Origin of the sequence: Parabacteroides sp. CT06 (assembly GCF_002257605.1) — a bacterium.
GTDB classification, from domain to species: Bacteria; Bacteroidota; Bacteroidia; order Bacteroidales; family Tannerellaceae; genus Parabacteroides; species Parabacteroides distasonis.
On sequence record NZ_CP022754.1, the window covers coordinates 3,999,745 to 4,011,751 of the forward strand.

Below are 12,007 nucleotides of genomic sequence, written 5' to 3' on the forward strand. Positions count from 1 at the left end.
TATTCTCTAAATCACCAACCCGGATTTTGCTCTAAATTTGGATTCAAAGAGCGCTCACTATCAGGAATAGGTAATAAATCATAGTATTCCAAATAGCCGTTCGGGAATTTTGTCTCAATCACGCTTCCTTCATGATCCTTTATAATCATCGGATAAAGCTCCTTTCCTATTTTCCAACGCTTCACATCCGACCAATAACGACCTTCCAACGCCAATTCTATTCTTCTTTCATGCCTTAGTTTCTCACGGGCCTCATCCCGAGATAAGGACAAAGGCAATGGGGAAATTTTCACGTCATCTCGTTCCGTACGGATCCGGTTTAATATAGCGATCGCCTCCGAAACATTTCCACCAGATTCAATAATCGCTTCCGCTTTCGACAATAGCACATCCGCATATCGCAAGATAATATCGTTGATATAAGACTGGCCGGCGGGAGGTAAATCCGCCTCGTTCTGAATCCGGTACTTACGAGTACTCAAATGTTTCAATCGATTACCCGCATGATTAAAAGCTCCCCCCGGATACAAATAACTAGGGAAACGATGTCCTAAAATATAAGAGCCCGGAAGCACAACCGTGAACGCTAAACGAGGATCACGGTTCTCATAAGGATTTTCCGGATCAATAGGGCTCCCATCCACGGTCTCATAAGCCGCCACCAAATCATCTGTAGGAACATAGCGACTACCACGTGTCCAACTACCGGTTCCCGTTCCGCAGTATTGATCCAGAAAAGTACCCTGTGAATTTTCACCCTCTATATATTGGATATCAAATAGAACCTCCTTATTTCCTTCATTAGCCGGATCGAACAATGTCGCATAACTATGAAACAAGCCATATTTCTTCAGAGCATCAATCTGATCTACACATTCCAAAACCGCCTTATACTTACCTTGATATAAATACGCACGCATTTTCATACCCAAGGCAGCGCCTTTCGTAGCACGTCCTTTCTCCGGAGCATCCGCACCTAAATTAGCGATGGCGACATCATAATCATCCAACGCCTGTTGCCATGTATCTTCTCGACTGGAACGCTTTAGGTTACGAGCCTCCGATGTTGAGATTTCTGAAAGTACGACAGGAACACCCCCATAAGTTTCCGCAAGTACCGAATAAGCCAATCCCCTCAAGAAATGAGCCTCGCCAACATACAACTTTTTCGCCTCCCCCGCTAATTCTATTTTTTCTAAACAAGCCAATAAATAATTAGCCCTAGAGATCATTTCATAACATCTTTTCCAACGAAAAGTAACGACACCGCCATCACTAGAGCTCAAACGTCCGGCTCCCAATTTATTGAAAACCTCGACAGTTCCCCAATTATATGCATTGGGAGTCGCACAATCTGTCATTCCAAACCCAAACAAACCTTGATCTATGACAGCGGTCTCCCTTAGACAAGCATACGTTCCATCTAACAGTAACTTAATATCCGATTCTTTTTCCGGAAAGTTAGCGGCCGTGATTTTATCCTCCGGATACAAATCCAGATAATTCTCCATACAACCACCAAAAGAGATCAATAACAAAAACGACAAACAATATATTATTAAACGTTTCATAGCTTTAGAAATTAAGATTTAAACCCAATGTGAATATTCTCGGTGTCGGATACGGAGAACCTCCCGCATCAAACGTATTTCTTTCCGGATCGTATCCCTCATAGCCTTTTTTCCACATAACCGTAAATAAATTCTGAGCATTAGCGTATACATAAAGCCGTTGCATTTTCAACTTTGACGTAATCCTTTCCGGAAATGCATAACCCAATTGTAAGTTCTTCAATTTCAAGAAGTCAATCCGATGTACCCAAAATGAGGAGTCGTATCGATCCCAAGTAGAGTCATATCGAAGCATAGGGATACTAGAACCTGAATTCTCCGGTGTCCATGCGTCTCTCCAAAAGCCCGCGATTCGCATATACTCATATCCTAAGCGAGTCATTTCATTTTGAGTAAAGACATTCGCCTTTCCTAAACCCTGAAACAAGAGGCTCAGATCAAATCCCTTATAACGCAGCCCTGCAGAAATACCATAAGTGATCTTCGGAATCGTATTTCCTAATACTTGCTTATCTTGATAGTCCAATTTTCCATCATTATTTACATCCTCATACTTCAAATTACCCATGGCAGGCTTATAGCCATTATTATGCATATGCTCTACCGCTTCTTCATCCGATTGGTAAATGCCAATCGCTTTATAACCATACAACGCTTTGTAAGGATATCCCTCACGGATCAAATACAGTTGATCCGGAGAATTACCACCTTGGAACTTTGTTACTTCATTATTTATGTAAGTAAAATTAAATCCTACATTAAATCCCAATCGATCCCTACTGGCTTCCAAATTATCATAATTCGCAACCAATTCAAAACCGTTATTTTTCATCTCCCCAACATTCTCGAAAGGCGCTGTCTTATCACCTAAGATATTGGAGATTGGTAATTGAACAATAATATCGGTAGTCTTTTTATGGTTCTTCGTCAAATTTGGTGGTACTTCTTCTATTGTGAATAAATAATCTTCGCTCTCAGTAGTTTAACTCCTGCCCTATTGTACATCTGTCTTTTTACCGCTTTAATTTTATTCACTGTCCCCTCCAGTAATCCGTTACTGAAGGGGATATCAATAGCTGCCTGTACTGCCTCCCAGTCTTTTTCAATACCATATGCAAAGTTCGTCAGTGCCATATTCCGTGTTGCCTTCGCTTTTTCAATCCACTTTCTAATATCCTTATCATAAGTGTTCCCATTAATCATATCTCTGAAATTCTGACACACGCTTAAAAGTTCTTTAATCTGCGGTGAGGACTTATACAGTTCCGCTAGTTTAGGATTATCCGATTCTCCCTTTAGAATGTATTTGCGTATCTGATTCTGTGAAACTCTCTGTATTTTACTTCTGTTTTCAATGCTCTCATTATGCTCCTTGACTTCCTTCCTCTTTTGTTGATACCTTTTTCGCAAGCTGGATGTTATCCTTCCAATAAGTGCGCCACTGATTTTACTCCCCATTTTTTGTGCCAATATTTTTCGAGTAATACAGCCCGCACTAATGATTGTAGCCAGTTCGGATACATATTTAAGAGCTGTCTTCTGTTGCTCATTCAAGTATGCCCCTATTCTTCTGTTGTGAATAATCTTATAAATGTAGCGACTTTTCTTACCCAAATGTGCGGCTGTCTGCTCAATGGTCATCCCCTGCATTTTTAAGTTCAAGCTTTCCCTGTATATCTTCAATTTTTCTCTGTGTCGGACATCTCCCATGTTAAATATGTCCTGAAGAATTAACGAAGAAGCCGTGTCTCTGTCAGGATATTCGTATTTGAGCTTTTTCTTGGTCTGACGGATTATTTTCTCTATTTCCGGTATCATCGTGTCCGTCATATTCTTGATTAGATGGAATCGGTCGCAGATTTGTGTAACACCAGGAATTATTCTGTTTATAGCCTCTGTGAAACATCTTCCACGGTCTCTCGTTATATATTGTATTTGAGGATTCCGGATGAGCCAGTTATCAAGTGCTTCTCCGTTTCTATCCTCTAACAAAGCAATAGGTATGTGTGTCATCTGGTCTACGACCACACTCATATAATCCTTACCTTTTTTATAGGCAAAATCATCAATACCTACATAAATACTTTTATTATGCATAGGATTGTGTTGTCCGCACTGTTGTAGGATGCGTAAGCAGGAAGAACTACTGGCTGTTATATGGAACAGTTGCAAAAGAGAAGAGGCCTTTCGGGAAGTAAGTTCCAAACTTATCGATCTGATGCGTTCCTCAACAAGATAGCTCCGTCTACCATACCGACGAGCCAGAAAAGACAACGGTTCGCAGAATATTTTTTGTGGACAAGAAACATTGTCACAATAATATTTGCCAACCTTGATGACTAACTCCAAAGTATGACCGTAAACTTCAAGATCCTCAATATGACGGGAGTAGTAACTGTGCAATCGGTGACTGAAATGTCCGCAATAAGGACAGGAAGCCCCTTTGCCAGCCGTATGTAGAAAGACCGTCAATGAGCCAACAGCTTCAGAGATACCATCTTGTTGCAGATTATCGTAGCCAAGACTGAATCTGAAATCATGGAATAATCCCCTATTTGTAGGAGCATTTTCTTTTTTTGATGTATATTTGTACGTTGTAGATATGACTTGTTGCATTGTAACTCTTAATGATGTGGTGTCTTTAAAGTTACTAAAAAGCAAACATATCTACAACTTTTAATAGGATTAAGAAAGAAGAAGACAGTTGAAATAAAAAAGAGATTACCACCAAATTTGACGAAGAACCCTTTTTATTGAAATAGTCCGCTTCAATGCTTAATTTATTGTTTAAGAAGCCCAGATCCAGACCAATATCTAGAGAAGAAGTTGTTTCCCAAGTAATATCCTCATCAACCAAGGCTGTTACAGCCGCACCCGGAGCCAAGGAACCTCCATAATTATAACTTAAATTATAATTCTGATTGATAACAGTTAAATAAGGCCAATACCCCTCGATCATCTGGTTACCCAATTGTCCCCAAGAAGCTCGCAATTTCATGTTAGAAAAAATATTCACATTCTTAATGAAGCTTTCCTCACTCAACCGCCAACCAGCTGAGAAACCGGGAAAAACACCCCATCGATTACCTCGTTTGAAACGGGAGGAGGCATCCGCACGAAGATTCATCTCGAATAAATATTTATCAGCGAAAGCATAATTTAGACGACCGAAGTAAGAAGCCATACGTAATCCTTGCATATTACCCTTGCCCTGAATGCCATTCGTTCCCGCATCCACTTGGGTTAATCCGTCTTTAGCTGGATCCGTCCTACGTGCATATACGTTCTTAATATTATAATTTTCTAATTGAGCACCCAAGATTCCCGCGACCGAATGTTTTTCCACAAACTTCTTGCTATAGTTCAAGGTCGCATGAAAGTTATTACGCATAGTAGATATTTGCTCTCTACTCATCTCCAAGCCATCCCGGTTATAATTTATAGTCATTGTCTCTATACCGGAATCCGTGTATCCATAAAGGGTCTCATTATATTTATCGACCATTTTCCAATTGCCATTAGAGGCCCAAGTGACTTGCAAATTCAAGTCCTTCGTAAAGTCAACAGTAGCGAACGCATTTAACGACATATAATCCAAAGTCGTTTTGGTAGCGCCATTGGAAGCATCAATTAACGGGTTCCTGTTATCATACAATAAAGTTCCATCCTGCGCAATCGCCTCAACCGAACCAAAACGTCCATCTCTCGTATAAGGAGCGATAAAAGGGGCTGCTCCCGATTGTATAAAGAATACACGCGATAAATCAAACGGTTCTTGAGAATTCCGGCGTATATAATTTAAACGAGCGCCAACTTTCAACCACGAATTAACCTTATATTCCAGATTAGCCCGCATACCGAATCTCTCCGCATCTGTATTCGTAATAATACCCTCTTGCTTCAAATAATTTAAGGACAAAAAAGAAGATAATTTTTCCGAACCACCTCGAATTGATAAATTATGGCCTGTAATTAGAGCATTCCGATAAACGTGTTCGTACCAATCCGTATTCGGGTATTTATAAGGATCCGTGCCATTCTTGAAATCAGAGATCAAGGACTCGGGATATAAAGGACTCTCGCCACCATTAGCCAAGGCTTGGTTTGCCATGGTCATTAACTCCGCACTATTTGTCACCAGATCAAATCTCCGCCCCAACTGTTGTACACCTACATATGAGTTCAATTCCACATGCGTCTTCTCATTATTTTTACCCATCTTCGTCGTTACCAAAACGACTCCATTCGCTGCTTTCGATCCATAGATAGCTGCGCTAGCCGCATCCTTCAACACGGTGATACTCTCAATATCGCTTGGATTGATCTGACTAAAAACGCCTTCTACTCCATCAATAATTACCAACGGATCCGAGTTATTCAGCGTACCCCAACCCCGGATTCTTAACTGAGCGCCATCATCCCCCGGCTTTCCCGAATTTTGACTGATCCATACACCCGACACTTTACCAGAAAGGGCTTGTGAGGCATCCGTTATAGGCCGGTTTGCCAATTCCTCATCAAACTTCACGGAAGAAACAGATCCTGTCAAATTCACTTTCTTCTGAGTACCATAGCCAACAACGACAACCTCATCCAGTTGTTCACTATCCTCTGTCAGTGTAATCGTTAGGCTAGAACGATTATTCAAGGCTATTTCTTCTGTCTTATACCCTATATAAGAAATAGAGACCATCGCATTCGGACTTACCTCATTTAATAAAAAATGTCCGTCCATATCCGTAATCGTACCCGTTCTACCCCCCTTCACCAGTACATTTACACCAATGAGAGGTTCCCCATGAGTATCTTTCACAATACCAGTGACCGTGATTTTTTTAGCTTGCTGAATAGAAAGGGACGAGTTTTCTTTTTTCTCGTTCCTTCGTACGATAATTTGTCGGTTGTTGATAATATATTCAACATCCGTTCCTTTAAATAACCTTTCCAATATAACCTCAACGGACTTATCCCGTACGTCCAAATTTACCCTGCGATGCAAGTCGATATTAGCGCCATGATAAACAAAAACAAACTCACTATTTTTCTCAATGTGGTCAAATACATCCTTTATGGTACAATTATTCATACGGACTGTCAACGTGGTTTGTTCCGTCTGCAAGGTAGCGGCGTACACCGCAGAGCCTCCAGAACTGATCAAGCATAAGGCTAAACAAACACTTTTGAGAAAATGATTCGATTCTCTACAGAAATCATCTTTTTTTTTCATACATTTGTAATGTTTTTTCTTTAATACATAATTAATTGATTAAACGAAGTCTTTGAACCGGTGGATATGACGGTATCTTCCGGTTCTTTTTGTCAATTTTTCTTTTTAACACAAAGTCTTTTCACCAAATAGTTCTGTTACATAGGCAATCTATTTTAATATGATTATATTATTCTCTTTATCCGTCTCTTGTCGCAAGAATAGAGATTGACAAATAATCTCAACAACATCTTCCAAACTTCCTCGCAAATCAAGTTTACCGGAAAGAGGTATTTCCGCGATCTCTTTATCAAACACAATCGTACGCCCATAGTATCGGGCTAATTTATTTAAGACATCCCCAACCTTACGATCGTTCACTTGCATCAGATTATCTTTCCAACAGATATACTCAAACACATCCACTTCCTTAATAGATACCCCTTTATTTCCCAACTCTATCATCTGGTTAGGAGCTAGCACCTCTTTAACATGCTTATCATTCTCTACCTCCACCCGGCCTTCGACTAATACAACGGAAGCCTTCGGCTCATCTCCATAGACGCAAACATTAAATTGGGTACCGAGTACCTTTACATTAAACGCATTTGTCTTTACGATAAAAGGGCGGGAAGAATCTGGGGTAACATCCAAATAGGCTTCTCCCGTAACTAAGATCTCTCGTTTATCTTTAGCAAACACGGCCGGATAAATCACACGGGTATCGGCATTTACATATATCTGGGTACCATCTGAAAATATAATATTTGCCCGCTTGCCCTTCGGTACTATGATTTGATTCAAATTTCCAGTCTTAGTAGCTAATACTTTCTTCTTTATCTGAGAGTCTTTTACACTTGGTTTACCTATATTATCATGCGTAATTGTAGCCCCATTTTTAAGCTGTACCCAGCTTCCATTTTCCACCAGCACAATCTCATCGTCCGGCAAAGAGTCTATGCTCTTTTCTTCCAACAAAGCCAATGGCAAGGAGGATTTATCATCCCCCACCATCCAGAAATAACATCCTATGGCAAGGAGTAACACGACCGCCGCCGCCACAGAAGAAGCTAGATAGCGTATGCGTAAAACAAAGGTTTTACGGGGAGCTTTCAAACGTTCCTCGACCTTCTGCCATGAGGATAAAGCGAACTTGGAATCCAATTGTTCCACTTCTCGGACTTTACGCCATAAATCCTCTCCAGCTTGCCGGAATAAATCTTTTTCAAATATGTCTCGTTTCTTATTCACAGGTTACATTTTTATTCTTATTACGGATCAATTTGATTTTGGTACTCACTTTTGCGGAAAAAAACACAATTTTTCATATTCTTGTGTTTTGAAAAGCACGATCTTCCACACTCGCTATATATCGACACCCGGTATCCTTCCAATATACATAAATCACTAATAATATGATATTTACAGTTTTTCTTAGTATCAAACAAAAGTTTTCCGTACACTAAACCTTAGTTTACCTATAGTAAAACAAAAGTTTCTTCAGTACGAAACTTTTGTTTTCCCTAAGGGAAACAACTCTTAAAGACTCCATTCCCTACTCACAAGCCTAAGTGATAAATTGCTTTCTTGCCATTCACCTTAAAACATGGTAGGTCAAGAGTGATAATTGTAGATATTTTTATATCTACAACCACCATGTAATATACTTATTTATAGGGCATATAAGACATAGTTGTAGATATGGTAGATATTTTCGCTTATGTAAGCATAGGGAATAAAACATAATGGATGCCCCCCATTATTAAAGCGTCCAGGGAAAACCACCTTCTTAACTTACTAAGCGTTCTGGATAATAAATTTTTACTCGATTGATAATTTATACCTAAGATCTCCGCAATCTCATCGTGTCCCAATCCATTTACATAATAAAGATAAATAATCTCTCTCTGGTGGGGGGAAAGTTTTGTCAAAGCCTTCATTAAGAGTTTAACCCGTTCGTCCGCTTCCGTCGTATCCAGTGAGATACGAGAAAATAATTCATCTGTTTGGAAAGTATCCTCATAAAGAGAGATGTCCTCCATCTTCCTGTTTTTCTCGATCGTATCATACAACTTATGCCTTAAAGTCTTGAGTAAGTAACCTTTGACATTTACAGTTGGAGATAAAGTCTCGTGGTTTTGAATCAATTTGATAAAAATATCCTGTACGCAATCTTCCACCAAGCTCTTGTCAGGAAGTAGCTTGATACCATAATTGCGCAATAAGGCGTAAAATCGGCAATACAGCTCACGGAAAGCTCTCATATCTCCCTTCAGACACAGTTCCCAAAGCCCCTCATCGGATATTTTCATATAGATCATGTAGAAATAACTCCCGCAGATTTGACGCAAACATACACAAAAACATTCGATTTTCAGATTAGCTAGAAGAGATTTTATAGAAAAACACGTGTATAACGCAAAATACATTATACACGTGTTCATTGAAATAATACGAAAAGGTTACTTATATCGCTTACTTTGCCAAGGGATCATACCCGTCTGGCGGATATGCTCCATCAAGCCATTGAACAAGTTTTTATAGGCAGCGGAAGAACGCTCTGCGATCGGGTTTTGCTCTTTAGGGTCTTCTTTCAGATTGAAGAATTGGATAGGTTCCCAAGGTGTGTTTTGTAAGATCTTATAATCTTTATAGCGAGATGCGTAATAGGCTTTACCACCATATCGGGAATTACCTTCCCTTCGTACCCAATGCACCATTCGATCTCCGGTATCTTGTTCCTCACCCCGTAAAAGAGGCAAGATACTGATACCGTCGATCTCATGCGATACAGGCACGGCTGTCAGATCGCATAAGGTCGGGAACATATCCGAAAGCATGACGAAATTATCACGTACCGCCGGACGGATCTGGTTCTTCCAATAAATACCTCCGGCTACCCGGATCCCTCCCTCATACATATCCTGCTTTGCGCCTCTGAACGGGCCGTTATTCGCACCCGCATCGTCCTGCCCTCCATTATCAGAGGTAAATATAATGATCGTATTCTCCAACTGGCCATTCTGTTCCAAGGCCTCATACACACGTCCGACGTTATAATCCAAATGCTCAATCAAGGCGACAATCTTAGCACGCTTCTCAGGAAGTGACGGTTCACGCTTTTTCACCTTTTCCAGCCATTCCTGAGGAGGTTGTATCGGGGTATGTGGGGCATTATAAGCTAGATACAAGAAGAAAGGCTCTTGCTTTTGCTTCATATCCGACAGGTAACGGATCGCCCAATCAGAGAAAATCTCTGTAGCATGTCCTTGTGGATCGATCTCTTTCAAGTTCTCACGCATATAATTATTTCCGAAACGACGATGGGTATAATAATCATCCATCATATCCCCTAAAAATCCCCGGTAGAAATCGAAGCCCCTTTCCGTAGGGGTATTCGGAGACTCCAATCCTAGATTCCATTTTCCAACCATCGCATTATGATAGCCTCTTTTCTTCAACATCTGGGGTAATAATACGGCATCCTCCGACAGATACCCCCAGCTATCCTCTTTATGCGTACGAATGACTCCCGGTACGCCTACCATATCCGGATAACGACCGGTTAATAAGGAAGCTCTACTAGGAGAGGAGACCGGACAGTTCGCATGGAAATTCGTGAAACGAACTCCTTCATTTAATAATTTATCGATATGTGGAGTTTGAATGTCCTTGGCGGCTCCTTGACAGGACAAATCACCATATCCCAAATCATCCACCAAAATCAGCAGGATATTCGGGCTATCCGGCAAAGCCTTTGTTTGTGCGGAAGCTGCGGAAAAAGCCAATCCGCAAGCCGCTGTCAGTATATATTTATTCATCTATCTGTTGTTTTTAATTTCCCATTACATCATATCACATACGGGAGGTTTGATCTTCATTCCTTTCTTATGTTTCTCACCGGCCTCGATCAGTAATTTCACGATCTCCGGATGCTTCTCCGCCTGATTGAACCTCTCCGAGATATCTGTCTCCACGTTATACAACAAGGGTTCTGCCGGAGTCTCGATCTTACAGGTTCGCAGATATTGGTCCTTGATCGTCTTAAAATAATACTTCCACTCCCCTTTACGGATCGCCATCAACTCGCTTCCCCACCAATAATAAACCTCATCACGGGCGGAATGCTTTTCCTCAAACAATAATCCGGTTTGATTCACGCCATCCAATACAAGATCTTTCGGTTGCTCGATACCCGCCATCGAGAGGAAAGTCGGATATAAATCCATCGAGGTCATAATCTCATCGTTGATCGCCGGATTGATTTTTCCCGGCATCCAACAAATGGCCGGTACCCGGAAGCCACCTTCCCACCAAGTACCCTTGCCATCCTTCAACGGACCTGCGGAACCACCATTCTCATGCTCCGTCAGCCAAGGGCCGTTATCGCTGGTAAAAATAACAAACGTATTCTCGTCCAAGCCATTTTCACGCAGAGCCTTCAACACCTCCCCAACGCTCCAGTCTATTTCCTCAACCACATCTCCGTACAGGCCTCGTTTGCTCGTTCCCGCAAAACGGGCATTCGTATACAATGGGATATGCGGGAAGGTATGAGCGAAATAAAGGAAGAAAGGTTCCTTTGAATGATCCTTGATGAACGATACCGCTTTCTCCGTATAGCGACGGGTTAATTCTCCCTGATCCGGTTCCGATTCGATTTGCTTACCATCCACTATCAATGGAGTCGGAGGAAAATTCCGGGCATGCGCGCCTTTATTCTGAACGGGGCTCATATCATTGGAATAAGGTATGCCGAAATAGGTATCAAAACCATGATCCGTCGGTAAATAGGGAGAGAACGCTCCTAAATGCCATTTGCCTACACAGCCGGTCGCATACCCACTTTGTTGTAAAACCTTGGCGATCGTGACCTCATCTTGTCCTAACCCAGCCTTTGAGTTAGGGAAAAGTACGGCTACCCGATCTCCATATAATCCATTTCGAACCGGCAAACGTCCGGTCATTAACGCGGCCCGACTTGGCGTAGAAACTCCGGCCCCCACATAAAACTGGGTCAGCTTCATTCCTTCACAAGCCATACGGTCTATATTCGGTGTGCGGATCGTGGGATTCCCATAGCAACTCAAATCCCCATATCCCATATCGTCACAGAATATGATTACAAAATTAGGCTTATTGGCCGCATCCGAGGCAGCGTTCAAGCTCAAGCTGTTCGATAATACCGCCGCTGTTAAAACAGACAATGATTTCAGTGTTTTCATATACG

The 12,007-nt window shown here is 41.3% G+C and carries 6 protein-coding genes and 2 pseudogenes; all 8 read right to left on the reverse strand.

All coding sequences use genetic code 11. From position 1 onward, the window contains the following. Nucleotides 1–11: 11 nt before the first annotated feature. A complete protein-coding gene (locus CI960_RS17765) occupies nucleotides 12–1,571 on the reverse strand; it encodes a RagB/SusD family nutrient uptake outer membrane protein (protein ID WP_005854100.1) in 1,560 nt (519 codons plus the stop codon). Between the two features lie 4 nt (nucleotides 1,572–1,575). Beyond that, nucleotides 1,576–2,490: pseudogene (locus CI960_RS17770) on the reverse strand (SusC/RagA family TonB-linked outer membrane protein); the annotation flags it as partial. A 29-nt stretch (nucleotides 2,491–2,519) separates the two neighbouring features. Next, entirely contained in the window at nucleotides 2,520–4,187 is a 1,668-nt protein-coding gene (locus CI960_RS17775) for an ISL3 family transposase (protein WP_094582228.1), read from the reverse strand. 130 nt (nucleotides 4,188–4,317) lie between these two features. Further along, nucleotides 4,318–6,798: pseudogene (locus CI960_RS17780) on the reverse strand (SusC/RagA family TonB-linked outer membrane protein); the annotation flags it as partial. A 150-nt stretch (nucleotides 6,799–6,948) separates the two neighbouring features. Next, entirely contained in the window at nucleotides 6,949–8,028 is a 1,080-nt protein-coding gene (locus CI960_RS17785; protein WP_005854096.1) for a FecR family protein, read from the reverse strand. 467 nt (nucleotides 8,029–8,495) lie between these two features. Continuing rightward, nucleotides 8,496–9,089, reverse strand: coding sequence for an RNA polymerase sigma factor (locus CI960_RS17790; protein ID WP_049762389.1), 594 nt, complete (start codon nucleotides 9,087–9,089; stop codon nucleotides 8,496–8,498). Between the two features lie 150 nt (nucleotides 9,090–9,239). Continuing rightward, nucleotides 9,240–10,598, reverse strand: a complete 1,359-nt coding sequence (locus CI960_RS17795; protein WP_005854094.1) for a sulfatase — start codon at nucleotides 10,596–10,598, stop codon at nucleotides 9,240–9,242. A 24-nt stretch (nucleotides 10,599–10,622) separates the two neighbouring features. After that, nucleotides 10,623–12,002 (reverse strand): sulfatase, encoded by a 1,380-nt coding sequence (locus CI960_RS17800; RefSeq protein ID WP_005854092.1) that lies wholly within the window; start codon nucleotides 12,000–12,002, stop codon nucleotides 10,623–10,625. Between the last annotated feature and the right edge of the window lie 5 nt (nucleotides 12,003–12,007).

Bases quoted from the DNA above. Each gene is read 5' to 3' on its own strand.
- CI960_RS17765 (WP_005854100.1), bottom strand. From the start codon at position 1,571: ATGAAACGTTTAATAATATATTGTTTGTCGTTTTTGTTATTGATCTCT.
- CI960_RS17775 (WP_094582228.1), bottom strand. From the start codon at position 4,187: ATGCAACAAGTCATATCTACAACGTACAAATATACATCAAAAAAAGAA.
- CI960_RS17790 (WP_049762389.1), bottom strand. From the start codon at position 9,089: ATGAAAATATCCGATGAGGGGCTTTGGGAACTGTGTCTGAAGGGAGAT.
- CI960_RS17795 (WP_005854094.1), bottom strand. From the start codon at position 10,598: ATGAATAAATATATACTGACAGCGGCTTGCGGATTGGCTTTTTCCGCA.
- CI960_RS17800 (WP_005854092.1), bottom strand. From the start codon at position 12,002: ATGAAAACACTGAAATCATTGTCTGTTTTAACAGCGGCGGTATTATCG.